We start from the raw sequence: 15607 nt of genomic DNA, 5'->3' as shown, positions 1-15607 counted from the left end.
ACCCCAACGCGACGCCTCATGCCCGATCTCGAAGAGCTGTGAGAAATTCGGGCTAAGAGCATACGTTACCACCTGTTCGGAAAAGAGCGCATCGCGAAGGATGCCCGGGCTGCCTACGTCACGGCATTCAAGACACTGGCCGAACGAGACGGAGGCTTCCTGAATCGGGCGGACCCCAAGCTTCGAGGGCGCAAGAATCGAGGCCTCGCACGAACGAAACGGGAACTCTCCGGCAGCGAACCCATGATCAGGAGTGCCGCGCTGCTTCCTGGCGACTGGTGGCTACTCACCCATCTTTCCAACAAACAGAAAACCCGTTCTCTGAGAATCGCCTGCGAGATTGCCGGTGTTCCGTTCGGTGACCGAGCAGGACTTGAGATCATCCTCCCGAACGCCTGACCCGCCCGTCACCCGCGAGTCACACCGGAAAGAGCCGCTTCACGGCGCACCGGAATCCCGGCAGCACATCGTCGCCAATCAACTCGCCATCCTCCTCGACTACCTGCACATCGTGCGGTGACAGATGCACGTGCACACGCCTCGTGGCGGGCTCGACTATCCAGACAAGACGCGTTCCCGCCGCGAAGTACTCGGCGATCTTGAGGTGCACGTCGGAGAAACGATCGTTGGGCGACGGGACTTCGACGGCGAGATCGGGCGCGAAGGGCCAAAACGACTTCGGGATACCGTCCTCCGGGACGCGTTCGTGCGAGACGAAGGCGGCATCCGGCGCGCGGACGACGTCCGGCGTGCGTCGCAGAATGAACCCCGTCTCGGCGCCGCAACAGACACCACCGTGGGTTTCGACATACTCCCGGAGCACCTGGCTGACGCACGCCGTCACCGCGCCGTGCTCGCCGCCCGAGGGAGTCTTGCGGACCAAGTCCCCGTCGACCAGCTTGTAACAGTAGCCATCGTCCTGCAGTTCGAACAGCTCCTCGGCGGTCATGAGCGAGCGCTGCGCTGGAATCGCCATGCCCTCACGTATACCACGTCCGTAGACTGCGGCACGTCGCCGCCCGCGACCCCGACGTCGTTGCGCACCGGCCCCGGCGTGTGGCGCGATCAACTCGCCGGCACCGCCTCCATCAGCAGGGCCAGGGCGCGCCGCAGCGCCTGCCCGCCGAACCCCGAGCCGCGGTAATGGCCCTGCCGGACCACGACCAGGTCGTGCGACGGCACGATCAGCGTCGTCTGGCCGCCCGCCCCGGACATGTAGTACGCCTCGCGCGGGACCGGGAACGTGCCGGTGCCGTTGATCCAGAAGAAGCCGCCGTAGATGGGCCGGCCGTCGGCCTCCCAGGCCGGCGCGACCGTGCTGACGAAGTCGGCGTAGCCTTCAGGCAGGATGCGCTCGCCGTCCCACACGCCGTCCTGCAGGTACAGGTTCCCGAGCCGCGCCCAGTCGCGGGCGGGGGCCAGCTCGTAACCCTGCAGTAGGTAGTTCCCGTAGGGATCGGTCTCGAGCACGAACCCGCGGATACCGATCTTGTCGAAGAGATCGCGCTGCGGGAACGACAGATACTCGTCGCCGCGCCCCTCGACGCCGAGCCGGACCAGGTAGTTGGTCAGCACCGGGTCGGAGTTGCGGTAGCGGCCGATGGTGTTCGGCGGCCACTGCTGCGGCCGCGTCGCCGCCCACTCGAAGGAGTTCGCCGAGCCGGTGTAGACGTACAGATGATCGGGGTAGCCGAGCGACGGATCCAGGTCGGGATCGCCGACGCCGCGGAACCGGACGCCGCTCGACATGCGCAGGATGTCCGCGATGCGAATCTCCTGGCGTGGATCGCCGGGCATCTGCCACTCGGGAACCGGCGCGGGCTGGTAGAGCTCGTACACGCCCTGCTGGATCAGCACGCCCATCAGGGTTGCGGTCAGGCTCTTGCCCATCGACCAGCTCTCGAGCGGCGTGTGCATGGTGATGCCCGGGCCGTAACGCTCGCCGATGATGCGCCCCTTGTGGGTCACGACGAACGCGGCGGTCAAGCCCTCGGGCGGATCGAAGGCGGCGTCGACCGCCTGCTGCACCTTGTCCGCGTCGATGTCGGCCGGCAGCGGCGTATCGGGCAGTACGTCACCCATCGGCCAAGGGGTGGTCGCCGGATTGGGCAGGGTGCTTCGGATGTCGATCGGGTCGAAGAAGACGTCGTCCTCGCCGACGGGCAGGGTCACGCACCCGTGGTCGCCGTTCAGCTTGGCGGTGCGGACGACGCCGTTCGGCAGGGTCAGGTGGATGCGCCGCTCGTCGTTGTCGACCTCGCGGTTCGTGACGTGGCGCCGGTGCTCGTAGGGCCCGCTGAAGAACCCGACGCTCTCGGCCGCGAAATCCGGGTCGAGCCCGGTGACGAAAACCGCCGAGCAGAGCGTCTTGGCGAAGCCCGAGATGTGGTGCGACAGCGGGTCGCCGGGCGGGGCGACGTACTCGGTGTCGAGCTCGGCCTCGGCGGCGCGCGCGAGCATCGCCGCGCGCTGGTCCTCCTGCTCGCCGCCGGCCTGCGCCGGGGCGGCGGAAAGGGTGCTCCACGCCACGACGAGACCGACCAGCATCGCGGCGCCGGCGGACGGCCACGCCTGGATCCACCGCACGGTCGCTCGATACTTCGTCTTCATCCTGCCCTCCCCGTTCTGCAGCCCGGGAATCCGCGCCCCGGAAGCGGCGGAGACTCCCAAACCCAATTGGGTGCGAATCCACAGCCGCGGGACACGATCGCCCGGGCTGGTCGAGGAAGCGTAGTATCCAGGCGTCGGGGGAGCAAGGGACAAGGTGGGTCCATCGGGCCAGGCGTCCGCGGAGCCCACCATGCGTCCCGACGACGAAACCGGGCTGCCCCCGATGCGCTCGCTCCCCTTGTGCAGCAGGACCCGGCGCCGGGGTCGGCCGCTCGGCGGAGCGGCCGCAATGCTACAATGCGAGCCGTTCAACAGGCTTTTCCCGAGGAGTTGCCATGTCGCCAGCACGTCACGTTTCCTGGACGTTCACCGTCGTCCTCGCACTCACGCTCGGCCTGTCCGTAGCCGCCGGGGCCCAGGTGCTGGACGGCCCTGACCCCGCCCAGATGGAAGATGCGCCGGATCTGGGGTACCGGCCCGTGCCGCACGGCCTGCAGATTCCGGACGACCTGGAGATGGGCGCGCCCTCCAGCGTCGGCTGGACCTCCATGAACCGCATCCTCGTCTTCAACCGGGGCCCGAACCCGCTGATGGAGTTCGAGCCGGACGGCACCTTCGTCCGCTCCTGGGGCCAGGGCCAGTACGACCGGCCGCACGGCATGCGCATCGACTCGGAAGGCCACATCTGGACGACCGACGTCAACGCCGACACGGTGCGCAAGATGAATCCCGAGGGCGAGGTCCTGATGACCATCACCCCGGACGACACGCCGCTGATGCACGAGCCGACCGACCTCGCCGTCGGCCTCGATGGCGAGCTCTTCGTCCTCGTCGGCCACGGGCAGGGCGAGCCGCACGTGCTGAAGTTCGATCGCGAGGGCGAGCTGCTGAAGTCGTGGGGCGAGCAGGGGACCGGCCCCAGCCAGTTCGACACGCCGCACTCGGTCGTCATCGACACCGAGGGAATGGTCTACGTCGCCGACCGTGAGAACCGGCGGATCCAGATCTTCGACCGCGACGGCAACTACGTCAAGGAATGGGCCTACAAGGGCCTGCCCTGCGGGCTCTACATCCATTCCGACGGCACGATGTACATGGTCAGCGGCTTCGCCGGCGAGATCCTCGAGCTGGACGAGAACGGCAGGGCGGTGGGCCGCAACGGCCAGCCCGGCCGCGGGCTCGGGGAGTTCGGCGAAGCGCACTACATGACGCTGACGCCGAACGGCGACATCTGGGTCGCCGACACGGTGCGGCCGGAGCTGCACAAGTACGTGAAGCAGTAAACCGCTGCAGCCTCTCGTTCCCGGGCGCCGGCCGGCGCGGCGGCGCCCGGCCCGGCCAACCGCCAGCGGCCGAGCGTCCGCCGGAACCTTGCCTGCCAACCCGGTCAGTGCCAACTCCCAAGGCAGTCAAGGCACCGGCGGAACAGGATGACGCTCCGGTGACCAACCATCACCCCCTGACTCTTGAGGTGACCGATTTTGGGCCGGTTGCCCAGGCGTGCGTCGAGTTACGCCCGTTGACCGTGTTCGTCGGACCCAGCAACACGGGGAAGTCCTGGTTGGCGACGCTCGTCTACGCTTTGCACCGCTATTTCGGGAATAGCCCAAGCGGGCCAGGTCCCTGGGTCTGGACGACGTTCGACGCAGCACTTCCCGAAGGAGCAGGCACAGATCTCGTGCGCATCGCGGAGCAGTTTAGGAGATTGGCGTCCCCAAGTGCGGAACCAGCGGAGCACATCGAGCTGACTGCCCCGGTTACCGCAGCGATTCGTATGTATCTCGAACAACAGAGCGCCGCAATCGGCGAGGAAATAGAGCGTTGTTTCGGCGTCGACACTGGCGCCCGTCTGACCCGCAGGGAGAGCGCAGGACGTCCTCGTATCCTGCTTCGAAACGCGGTCGAGGGAACTCCCACGCCGGCAGTGCACGAGCTGACCCTCGGCGACGAGACATGGACTTTCCTGTCTACCATTCCCAGCGGCGTCCGAATTCATGACAACTATTACACTTGGTCTGCCACCGACCGATTGCTGACGGGACTTGATTCCGAAGCACAGCCACGGTTGGAATGGGAAGTCATCGGCACGCTGGCCCGCGACGTGCTGACGGACCATCATCCGGCCTTTTATCTTCCCGCAGACCGAACCGGCCTGATGAACGCCCACGGGGCCATGGTGCGTGTCCTCATACGGAGCGCAACCATGGGTGGCATTCGAGGGGCCGACACTGAGCCGCCATTGTCCGGCCTGCGCGGCGACTTCCTGGAGCAACTCGTGGAGATGGCATCCCGCCGACAAGGAGTAGTCCGGGGCGGCAGGGAACCCCTCCGCAGAGTTGGGGAACGCATCGAAGACGGAGTACTCGGCGGTGCGATCCGGGTCGAGAGCCTGCCCGGCATCGCTTATCCGCGCTTCACCTACCATCCACATGGATGGGAATCCGGGGGACTGCCTTTGTCGAGTACATCCTCCATGGTGTCGGAGCTCGCGCCCGTGGTCTTGTATCTTCGACATGTGGTTGCGCCGGGTGACTTGCTGATTATCGATGAGCCAGAATCCCACCTTCATCCCGCCATGCAGGTCGCGTTCACTCGACTGCTCGCCGAGATCGTCGGAGCGGGGGTCCGAATCCTCTTGACCACCCATAGCGAGTGGGTGCTCGAAGCACTCGGCAACCTCGTCGGAAGGTCCCGGCTAGCCAACCGAAGCAACGGGAAAGCCGACGTCAAGCCCCTGGACGCCCGTGATGTCGGGGTGTGGCTGTTCGAAGCGGCCGGGGATGGCCCTGGTTCGAAGAACGTGCAAGAGATCGCACTGGACGCCGACACGGGATTGTTCCCGTCTGGATTCGATACCGTCGCGGCGGCGCTGCACAACGAGTGGGCAAGTATCGCCGACCCGCAAGGGAACGCGGAGTGAATGGCTTCGCGCACGCGGCTCGTGCCAAGCTCGATGATCGCGCCTGTCTGGTCGACGGCATCAACAAAGGCAATTGCGGTGTCTCGCTAGTGGACGTACCCGACCCGCACATCGTCATCGACCTCGACGAAGCGGGATCCCCTTTGGGAAAGACTCAAGCCAAGTGCGACTTCCTATTCTTCGCGGATCCCAACCTGGTCGCGCCGATCGAGATCAAGGACGGAGCGCCGGCCATCAAGAAAGCCACCAAGCAGCTCCAGGCCGGCGCGGACGCCGCTGACGAACTGGCTCCCCGTGATCTCGCCATCGACTTCAGGCTGGTACTGGTGTCCAAGGAGCTGCGGCGTGACAAGCAATTCGAATTGCGGCAGAAGAGCGTGCGGTTTCGGAAGCGCGAGGAGAAGATCCGGCGCTTGGCTTGCGGGGAGCAGTTGACCGAGACGCTCGGGAACACATGACGGTTGGCAGGTAACGCAGAGCTGCGCTTCAGTAGCGGCCAACGGCTGCATCAATCCGCGCGTTCCACCTCGAAAGCCTCGAACGCCGCGACGTTGCGGGACTTCCTGCTGAACTCCACGGCGACGAGATGGATCGGCTGGCCCAGGTGCCGGTACTTGTCTGCGTAGCGCCGCTCCTTCAACTGCGCCATCGCCGCGCCCTTCGAGGCCGTCTCCACGACCTTGAACTCGAAGAGGTACACGCGCCCGTTGCAGCGCACCGCCATGTCCAGGCGTCCGCGGCTGGTGCTGTCCTCTACCGAGACATCCAGGCCGAGACCGGCGAAGTAGGAGTAGAAGACGCTCGCGTAGTAACCCTCGAAGTTAGCGATGTCGTTCCTGGCGTGCCACTGGTGGGGAATGCTGGCGTAGAACGCGTGGAACAGCGTCTTCAGACCCGCGAAGTCGTTGGCCTCTAGCAACTCGTGGAGCCGGATGCTGTTCGCCGTCTGGCGCGTCGGATTCCCGGACAGATGCCGCAACAGACTGTCGTTCAGGCTCTGGCGCACCTCCTGGTTGGGGTAGTCCAGCCGGTACAAGGTCCGGCTGCCCGCGCGCTCATGGTCTCGGATCGTCAGGTACCCGGTCTGGAACAGCAGCGCCTCGGTCGCCATGTCGCCCACGTCGAAGGTGGACAGCAGTTCGTCGGTACCGGCCATCCCCTCAAGTGCGAAGGAGTCCACCCCGCGCTCGACGAGCGTTTCGATCAGGAACGTGGGCGTGCCGGTCTCGAACCCGTGCGCGGCGAACTGGCGACTGTCGAACAGGAGCAGTATGTCGAAGGGGTTGTAGACCTTTTCCGCTCCGAGCCAGCCGTAGCCGTTGTACCAGCGGCGGATCTCTTCCCGGTCGAGTCCGGGCAGCTCGGGGGCGAACACGGTGTCCAGGTCCGCATCGGTGTAGCCGCAGATGGCCGAGTAGCGAGGATCCAGCGTGATGTCTCGCAGGTTGTTGAGGCCGGAGAACAGGCTCACCCTGGAGGCTGTTCCATGCGAGGGGTGCCCCCTCGCGCACCCCCGCTGAAGGCTCCTGCTCACCCCCGTGATGAACGTGAAGCGGACATGGGCGTCGTTGTCCTTGACCACCGAATAGAAGCCGCGGAGGAAGTTCCGGTTGGCGCGCGCCACGTCCGGCTCGTCCAGTGCATCGAGGATCGGCTTGTCGTACTCGTCCACCAACACCACCACTCGCTGTCCGGTCCGGCGGTGCAGCGCCGCGAGCAACGCGGCGAAGCGCCCGGAAGCCGTGGCGTATTCGGTGGACACGCCCGCTTCGACCTCGGCGGCGGCCAGCTTTTCCATGCAGCTCGCCTCCAGAAATCCCGACTGCCCGAAATCCCCCGCGCCGAAGCTGAACCGCAGCACGGGGTGGCGGATGGACCAGTCGCGGCGGCCGTGGATGTCCAGCCCCTCGAACAGCGCGTCGTTGCCCTCGAACAGCTCCTTCAGCGTGTCCAGAAACAGACTCTTGCCGAACCGCCTCGGGCGCGACAGGAAGTAATGGGAGCCTTCGTCGACCAGCCGCCGAACGTAGGAGGTCTTGTCGACGTAGTAGCAGTCCTCCTCGCGCATCTTGCGAAAGGTCTGGATGCCGATGGGTAGCTTGCGCCTGGGCGCGTCCACGGAAGCAGCTTACCGCACTGAAGCCCCGACGCCCGGCCCCCGGACCGCTACCGGCGGCGCCTCCGGCGCGTCGGATCCTCCATCCCGAGCTGCGCCCAGAAGTCCCGGCCGAGATCGAAGCCGAGCGTCGTGTCGGCGCCGAGCATCTCGAGCACTTCCCCGGTCTCCTCGTGGCGGTAGAAGGAACCGGCGCGGTACTCGCCCTGGGCTGCGACCATCCACGGCGTCTGCCCGCGCAGGTTGATCACGTCCATCTCGGCGCCCTGTTCCACGAGGTACGGGGCGATCAGCGTGCCCCCCATGTAGACGGCGCCGTGCAGCGGGGTCTGACCCGCGTCGTTCACCGCGTTGACGTCGAGTCCGAGCTCCAGGCAGTACTTCGTCGCCTCGAAGGCGCGGCGCTGGAGCGTCTCGTAGTAGGCGGGATAGGAACGCACGCCGTACTTGTCCTGCCCCTCCACGTAGTCGGCGCCGGCCGCGACCATCAGCGCCGTCGTATTGTCGTCTGCGGTCAGGAACGGGTCGGCGCCGGCCGCGACGAGGATGCGCATGCTCTCGACGTCGCCGAAGCTCGCGGCGAGCAGGAACGGCGTGGAGCCGACCGTGGTCGGCGTCAGGCCATTGTCCTGGGTGATGCGGCGGGACACGAGCGGGAGCGATTTCTCGAGGCGCACGTCGGGATCCGCTCCCGCTTCGACCAACGCCCGGACCACGTCCGGCATCTGCCGCTGGACCGCCGCGTGCAGGGGGGTCCGCCCCGCTCCATGGTGGTTCGGGTCGGCGCCGCGCGCGATCAGGAAGTGCGCCATCTCGGCGTGGCCGCTGTCGATGGCGACCAGCAGGGCCGCTGCCTCGGTGTCCTCCTTGAACAGCGCCCGCGCGTTCGTGTCGCCGCCGATGCCATCGGGCGCCGCCTCACTCACGTCGGCCCCCGCGGACAGCAGCAGCCGGGCCACGTCCAGGTTTCCCTGCTGCGCGGCGAACAGCAACGGCGTGAAGCCGTTCCGCGACCGCACGGTCGCGCCGCCACCGGTCTCCAGCAGGACGCTGGCCACCTGGGTCTGGTTCTCGGCTATGGCCCACATCAACGCGGTCTGACCGCGCGTCTTCTCGGCCGTCGTCGAGTCGGCGCCCGCCCGCAGCAGGCGTCGGACGACCTCGATCTCGCCGACACGCGCCGCGATCATCAGCGGGGTCACGCCGCTGGTCCGCGCGACGTTCGGGTCGGCCCCCGCCTCGAGCAGCAGGTCGACCATCGCGACGCTCGCGTTGAGGCAGGCGAGCGCCAGCGGCGTCACGCCATGGTCGTCGGCCGCGTTGACGTCGGCGCCGGCGGCGACGAGCAGTCGCGCCATGTCCGCCTGGTCACCATGCGCAGCCCAGTGGAGCGCCGTCGCCCCGTCCCCCTGCGGCTCGGCGACGTCCGCGCCGGCGGCCAGCAGCCGCTCGACCCGGGCCGAGTCCGCCATCTTGACCGCGTCGATCAGGGGCAGGTCGACGGCGGCCGGCGCCGGCGCCGCGCCGAGCAGGGCGACGGCCAGGAAGGCAACGATCATCGGCAGGATCCGCATGGCTGGACATCCCCTTCCGCGCGACAGGCTTCTTGACACTCCCGAAACAACGTCATGATAATGCACTCTTAAATCGACAGACGTTGCACCGAAAATCTCGCGCGCGAGCCGGACGGCCCATGAGACCAGACCTGCCCGTACGTCGACTGCTTCGATTCGCATCCATCTGCATGCTCGCCGCCTGGGCCGGGTCTTCCCCACTGGCCGCGCAAACCGTTGCGCCGGCGGATCCCGCGGCAGCGCACGGCCAGGTGCTCCGGCGCTACTGCGTAGGCTGCCACAACGACCGGACCCTGACCGCCGGACTGACGCTGCAGAGCCTCGACCTCGCCCGTGTCGGCGAGGACCGGCACGAGACCGAGGTCTGGGAAAAGGTCCTTCGCAAGCTGAGCACCCGCTCGATGCCGCCGGCCGACCGGCCGCGGCCCGACGACGCCACCTACGACGGGCTGACCGCCTGGATCGCGGACCGCATCGACGCGGCTGCCGCCGAGCGTCCCGACCCCGGCCGGCGCCACGCCGTGCACCGGCTGAACCGGGCCGAGTACGCCAACGCCATCCGCGACCTGCTGGCGCTCGACATCGACGAGCGGACGCTGCTGCCGCCGGACGATTCGGGCTTCGGCTTCGACAACATCGCCGACGTGCTGTCGGTCTCGCCGATGCTGACCGAGCGGTACCTGGCCGCCTCGCGCAAGATCGCCCGGCTGGCGGTGGGCGATCCCGCGCTTCAGCCGACCACGGAGGTCTTCGAGGTCGACAAGAACCTGCGCCAGAACGAGCGGGTCGGCGACGACCTGCCGTTCGGCTCGCGCGGCGGGCTGGCCGTCGAGCACTACTTCCCGGTGGACGGCGAGTACGTCGTGAAGATCTTCCTGCTGCGGACCTACGACGGCCGCGTCCGCGGCATGCTCGAGCCCCACGATCTGGAGGTTCGGCTGGACGGCGCGCTGATCGAGTCGCTGACGGTCGGCGGCCCGATACTCGACGCGGACGGCAACCCCACGCGGCGCGATCTCCGCAACGTCCCGGACGACGGCCAGGAAGTGCGCTTCGCCGCCAGGGCCGGGCCGGCGACGCTGGCCGTGAGCTTCGTCGACCAGCAGGCGTACCTGGAAGGCATGCGCCGCCCCGACTACCGCGTCACCAGCTACGAGTACGCCGGCGACCAGACGGTTCCCCCCGGCATCGGCAGCGTGGAGCTGCGCGGGCCGTACCACGTCACGGGCCGGGGCGACACGCCCAGCCGGCAGCGGATCTTCACCTGCCGTCCGGCGACCGTGACGGACGAGATTCCCTGCGCCACCGAGATCGTCACGCGCATCGCGCGGCGCGCGTTCCGGCGCCCGGTGACGGACGGCGACATCGGGATGCTGCTCGGCTTCTTCGAGGCGGGCCGCGCCCGGGGCGACTTCGACACGGGCATGGAGATGGCGCTGCGTCGCATCCTGGTCAGCCCGGATTTCCTCTTCCGGCGCGAGACCGACCCGATCGACATCGGCCCCGGCGAGTCCTACGCCATCAGCGACCTGGAGCTGGCGTCGCGGCTCTCCTTCTTCCTGTGGAGCAGCATCCCGGACGACGAGCTGCTGGACGCCGCCGAACGCGGCGAGCTGCGCGACCCGGCAGTGCTGGGCGCCCAGGTCCGCAGGATGCTGGCCGACCCGCGCACGCGGGCGCTGGTCGACAACTTCGGCGGCCAGTGGCTGTACCTGCGCAACATGCCGCTGGTGACACCGGATCCGCAGGCGTTCCCCGAGTTCGACACGAACCTGCGCGAGGCGATGGCGCGCGAGATGACGCTCTTCCTCGACAGCCAGATCCGCGAGGACCACAGCGTGCTGGATCTGCTGACCGCCGACTACACCTTCGTCAACGAGCGGCTCGCCGACCACTACGGTATGCCGAGCATCTACGGCAACCACTTCCGTCGAATCGAGCTCGGCGGGCCGCAAGCGACACGCCGGGGCCTGCTCGGCAAGGGCAGCCTGCTGACCGTCACCTCCTACGCGCACCGCACGTCGCCGGTGCTGCGCGGCAAGTGGCTGCTGGAGAACATTCTCGGCACGCCGCCGCCGCCGCCGCCGCCCGACGTCCCCGCGCTCGAGGAGAACGACGAGGCCGGCCTCGCCCCACGCTCGGTCCGCGACCGGCTGGAGCAGCACCGCGCCAACCCCGTGTGCGCGAGCTGCCACCGGATCATGGATCCGCTCGGGTTCGCGCTCGAGAACTTCGACGGGGTCGGCCGCTGGCGCGACGTGGGCGAGGACGGTACGGCGATCGACGCCAGCGGGACGCTGACCGACGGCACCCCGGTCGACGGTCCCGGCACGCTGCGGCAGGCGCTGCGCGGCCGGGGCGGAAACTTCGTGACGACGGTGGCCGAGAAGCTGCTCACGTACGCGATCGGACGCGGCGTGGAGTCGTTCGACGGACCCGCCGTCCGGAGCATCGTGGACGCGGCGGCTGACGAGGGGTATCGTTGGTCAGCCCTCGTCGAGGGCATCGTCCGGAGTACGCCGTTTCAGATGAGGAGATCAGCGGAGCCATGATCATCACCAAGAACTCGCTCCCCCGCCGCACGTTCCTGCGGGGCGTCGGCGCCTCGCTGGCGCTGCCGCTGCTCGACGGCATGGTCCCGGCGTTCGCGGCCGTGCGGAACTCCGCGGCGAAGCCGATCCCGCGTCTGTTCACCGGCTACGTGCCGAACGGCGTGATCATGAACCAGTGGACGCCGGCCGACGGCGAGGCCCTGACGGACCTGCCGGCGACGCTGCAGCCGCTGACCCCGTTCAAGGACAAGCTGCTGGTCGTCAGCGGGCTCGCCGATGCCCCGGCGTTTCCGCTCCCCGGCGAGGGAACCGGCGACCACGTGCGCGCCGCCGCGACCTTCCTCACCGGCGTTCATCCGAAGAAGACCGACGGTCCGGACATCCGCGCCGGGACGTCGATGGACCAGATCGCGGCCGGGGTGCTCGGCAAGGAGACCGTGCTCAACTCGCTCGAGCTCGCCATCGACCCCAACGAGCTGATCGGCGCCTGCGAGGCGGGCTGGAGCTGCGCGTACGCCAACACCCTGTCGTGGCGCAATCCGACCAACCCGCTGCCGATGGAGAACCAGCCGCGCGCCGTCTTCGAGCGGCTGTTCGGCGACACCGACAACACGACGCCCGAGGCGCGGCTCGCCCGGATCCGGGAGGATCGCAGCATCCTCGACTCGCTCGTGCACGAGGTGGCCGACTTTCAGCGCGTGCTCGGGCCGGGCGACCGGACCAAGGTGACCCAGTACCTCGACGCCATCCGCGACATCGAGCGCCGCATCCAGTTCGCCGAGGCGCAGAGCCACCGGGAACTCCCGGAGCTGGCGCGGCCGAGCGGCGGCATCCCGGACACGTTCGAAGAGCACGCCCGGATGATGGTCGACCTGCAGGTGCTGGCGTTCCAGGCCGATCTGACCCGCGTCATCACGTTCATGATGTCGCGCGAGGTCAGCCCGCGCACGTATCCCGAGCTGGGCATCCCGGATCCGCACCACGGGCTGTCGCACCACCAGAACCGCCCCGAGCAGATGGCGAAGCTGGCGAAGCTCAACCAGCACCACATCTCGCAGATCGCCTACTTCATGGAGAAGCTCGCGGCCACGCCGGACGGCGACGGCACGCTGCTCGACCAGGTGCTGATCCAGTACGGCTGCGGGATCAGCGACGGCAACCAGCACCTGCACGTCAACCTGCCGGTGCTCGTGGCGGGCGGCGCGGCCGGCCGGATCAAGGGCGGACGCCACCTGCGGGTGGCCGAGGAGACGCCGCTCACGAACCTGCAGCTCGCCGTGCTCGAGAAGCTCGGCGTGCCGACCGAGAGGCTGGGCGACAGCACCGGGGTGGTGAAGCACCTGTCGGGAGTCTGAGCACCGACGGCAAGACAGGCAGCACGCCTCACACCGGACATCGCGCCGCCGAGTCCATCCGGCTCGGCGGCGTGTCGTGTACAGTCGTAATCGCAGTCCGCCGACGAGGCGGCCGGCAGCGCCCAGCCCTGTGACCGACGCCGAGCACCCCGTGATGATCCAGGCCGCCGGCCTCACGAAACGCTACGGCGACGCGGTCGTCGTCGACGACTTCAGCCTGAACGTAGAGGCCGGCGAGCTGGTGGTCCTGCTCGGCGGCTCGGGCTCCGGAAAGACCACCACCCTCAAGATGGTCAACCGCCTGATCGAGCCGACCGCCGGCTCCGTGCGGCTCGACGGCGTCGACACGACGGACCTGCCGCCGCACGAGTTGCGCCGGCGGATCGGGTACGTGTTCCAGCGCATCGGCCTGTTTCCCCACATGACGGTCGGCGAGAACGTGGCGGTGACGCCGGGGCTGCTCGGGTGGCCGCCCGAGCGGACCGCCGCGCGAGTGGACGAGCTGCTCGAGCTGGTGGAGCTGGATCCCGCCCTGCGCGACCGGCGGCCGAGCGAGCTGTCCGGGGGGCAGCAGCAGCGGGTCGGGGTGGCGCGCGCCCTGGCCGCCGAGCCCCGCGTCATGCTCCTGGATGAACCGTTCGGGGCGCTCGATCCGGTCACGCGCGAGCGGCTGCAGCAGTCGTTCCTGCGCATTCGCGACAAGCTCGCGCTGACCACCGTCTTCGTGACCCACGACATGACCGAGGCGCTGACCCTCGCCGACCGCATCGGCGTCATGCACGACGGCCGTCTTCTGCAGCTCGGCACACCCCGCGATCTGCTCACACGCCCTGCCGACGACTACGTCGACCGCCTGATGAGCACGCCGCGACGGCAGGCGGCCGTCGTCGAGGCCCTGGTCGGTCGGGCGACCGCCGAAGCCCAGTCATGACCGAGCTGCTCGCACTCCTGCCGTCGTACCTGACCGCGCACCTGCAGCTCACGTTGCTGGCCTTGATGCTGAGCGCCGGCATCAGCGTGCCGCTCGGCGTCGCGGCCACCCGCATCGCCTGGCTCGAGCAGCCCGCCCTGGCCCTGGCCGGGATCATCCAGACCGTCCCCAGCCTGGCTCTGCTCGCCGCCATGGTGCCCGTGCTCGCCGCACTCGATCTGCAGAGCATCGGTTTTCTGCCGGCCATCGTCGGCCTGACGCTGTACGGGGTGCTCCCGGTGCTGCGCAACACCGTTACCGGGATCGCCGGGGTCGACCCGGCCCTGCGGGAAGCGGCGCGCGGCGTCGGCATGACCGCCCGGCAGCAGTTGCTGCTGGTGGAGCTGCCGCTGGCGATGCCGGTCATCGTGGCGGGCATCCGCACGGCGACCGTCTGGGTGGTGGGCATCGCCACGCTGTCGACGCCGGTGGGGGCGACCAGCCTCGGCAACTACATCTTCAGCGGGCTGCAGACGCGCAACTACGCCGCGATCCTCGTCGGGTGCGTGGCCGCGGCGGGGCTGGCCCTGCTGCTCGACGGCCTGGTGCGATCCATCGAGGTCGGTCTCGTTCGACGCCGGCGCGGGAGGCTGGCCGCGGCGCTGGGAGCCGTCGCCCTGCTCTACGCCTACGCCGGGATCACGCTCGCCGCCCCGTTGCTCGGCGATCGGGAGCGGCCGATCGTCGTCGGCGCCAAGAGCTTCACCGAGCAGTACATCCTGAGCGCCGCCATCGCCGGCTGGATCGAGCGCGAGACCGGCCGGCAGACCTCGGTGCTGCAGTCCCTCGGCTCGCTCGTGGCCTTCGACGCGGTAGACACGGGCGAGGTGGACGTCTACGTCGACTACACCGGTACCATCTGGGCGAACGAGATGCGGCGCGCGGAGATCCGCGCGGAGCGCGGGGAGATGCTCGACGGCGTCCGCGAATTCCTGGAGAACGGGCACGGAATGACGCTCGCGGCTACGCTGGGATTCGAGAACAGCTACGCGCTGGCCGTGCGCGCGGCGGAAGCGGACCGCCTGGGCCTGCGGACCATCGGCGACCTCGTGAACCACGCGCCGCGGCTCGCCATCGGCGGCGACGTGGAGTTCTTCGCCCGCCCGGAATGGGTGGCGGTACGGGACACCTACGAGCTCGCGTTCCGGGAACAGCGGGCGATGGACGCGTCGCTCATGTACCAGGCGGCGGCGACCGAGGAAGTCGACGTGATAGCCGCCTACACCACGGACGGACGAATCACGGCCTTCGATCTGCGCGTGCTCGAGGACGACCGCGGCGCGATCCCTCCCTACGACGCGATCGTGGTTGCCGGCGCCCGGCTCGCCGGAGACGCCGCGGACGTGCTCGCCGCCCTGGCGCGGCTCGACGGATCGATCGACGCGGAGCGGATGCGCGGCATGAACCTGCGGGTCGACGAGGAGGGGGAAGCCCCTGCGACGGTGGCGGACGCGTTCGTCCAGGAGTTGTCGGAGGGCGTTGCGCCGTGAGCCGTTCCGCGTCCGCCGCA

The 15607-nt window shown here is 68.6% G+C and carries 11 protein-coding genes; 7 read left to right on the top strand and 4 right to left on the bottom strand.

What is annotated here, in order from left to right:
• Positions 1 to 418: 418 nt before the first annotated feature.
• Both F4X11_26555 and F4X11_26550 read right to left on the bottom strand, forming a co-directional pair.
• Positions 419 to 976 carry a Uma2 family endonuclease gene (locus F4X11_26555; protein MYN68535.1) on the bottom strand — a complete coding sequence of 186 codons (558 nt, stop codon included), beginning with the start codon at positions 974 to 976 and terminating at the stop codon, positions 419 to 421.
• A gap of 89 nt (positions 977 to 1065) precedes the next feature.
• Positions 1066 to 2610, bottom strand: a complete 1545-nt coding sequence (locus tag F4X11_26550) for a serine hydrolase (protein MYN68534.1) — start codon at positions 2608 to 2610, stop codon at positions 1066 to 1068.
• A 335-nt stretch (positions 2611 to 2945) separates the two neighbouring features.
• On the opposite strand from F4X11_26550, the gene F4X11_26545 reads away from it, so the two are divergent.
• The 3 genes from F4X11_26545 to F4X11_26535 all read left to right on the top strand — a co-directional run bounded on the left by F4X11_26545 (position 2946) and on the right by F4X11_26535 (position 5988).
• Positions 2946 to 3893 (top strand): hypothetical protein, encoded by a 948-nt coding sequence (locus tag F4X11_26545; GenBank protein MYN68533.1) that lies wholly within the window; start codon positions 2946 to 2948, stop codon positions 3891 to 3893.
• Positions 3894 to 4051: 158 nt separating this feature from the next.
• Positions 4052 to 5530 (top strand): AAA family ATPase, encoded by a 1479-nt coding sequence (locus F4X11_26540; protein ID MYN68532.1) that lies wholly within the window; start codon positions 4052 to 4054, stop codon positions 5528 to 5530.
• Complete coding sequence (locus F4X11_26535) at positions 5527 to 5988, top strand: hypothetical protein (protein ID MYN68531.1); 462 nt, start codon at positions 5527 to 5529, stop codon at positions 5986 to 5988. Before F4X11_26540 ends, F4X11_26535 begins: the two co-directional genes overlap by 4 nt.
• A 50-nt stretch (positions 5989 to 6038) precedes the next feature.
• Here the strand turns inward: F4X11_26535 and F4X11_26530 are convergent, their stop codons facing one another.
• Together F4X11_26530 and F4X11_26525 are read right to left on the bottom strand one after the other, a co-directional pair.
• Entirely contained in the window at positions 6039 to 7649 is a 1611-nt protein-coding gene (locus F4X11_26530) for an ATP-binding protein (protein ID MYN68530.1), read from the bottom strand.
• 47 nt (positions 7650 to 7696) lie between these two features.
• Positions 7697 to 9382, bottom strand: coding sequence for a hypothetical protein (locus F4X11_26525; protein ID MYN68529.1), 1686 nt, complete (start codon positions 9380 to 9382; stop codon positions 7697 to 7699).
• Between F4X11_26525 and F4X11_26520 the strand changes: the two genes are divergently transcribed.
• From F4X11_26520 to F4X11_26505, 4 genes are all read left to right on the top strand, one after another.
• Positions 9340 to 11772, top strand: a complete 2433-nt coding sequence (locus F4X11_26520; GenBank protein ID MYN68528.1) for a DUF1592 domain-containing protein — start codon at positions 9340 to 9342, stop codon at positions 11770 to 11772. The two genes, F4X11_26525 and F4X11_26520, sit on opposite strands and share 43 nt — an antisense overlap.
• The gene (locus F4X11_26515; protein MYN68527.1) at positions 11769 to 13127 is read left to right on the top strand and encodes a DUF1552 domain-containing protein; all 1359 of its coding nucleotides are present in this window, start codon (positions 11769 to 11771) and stop codon (positions 13125 to 13127) included. Before F4X11_26520 ends, F4X11_26515 begins: the two co-directional genes overlap by 4 nt.
• A 154-nt stretch (positions 13128 to 13281) precedes the next feature.
• Positions 13282 to 14058 carry an ABC transporter ATP-binding protein gene (locus F4X11_26510; protein ID MYN68526.1) on the top strand — a complete coding sequence of 259 codons (777 nt, stop codon included), beginning with the start codon at positions 13282 to 13284 and terminating at the stop codon, positions 14056 to 14058.
• A complete protein-coding gene (locus tag F4X11_26505; protein ID MYN68525.1) occupies positions 14055 to 15587 on the top strand; it encodes an ABC transporter permease subunit in 1533 nt (510 codons plus the stop codon). Before F4X11_26510 ends, F4X11_26505 begins: the two co-directional genes overlap by 4 nt.
• The last annotated feature ends 20 nt before the right edge of the window (positions 15588 to 15607 follow it).

The sequence above is a fragment of the Acidobacteriota bacterium genome, from assembly GCA_009861545.1.
Taxonomy (GTDB): domain Bacteria; phylum Acidobacteriota; class Vicinamibacteria; order Vicinamibacterales; family UBA8438; genus WTFV01.
The sequence above is the reverse complement of the archived record's forward strand: the minus strand, read 5'-3'. Positions and strand labels throughout refer to the sequence as shown.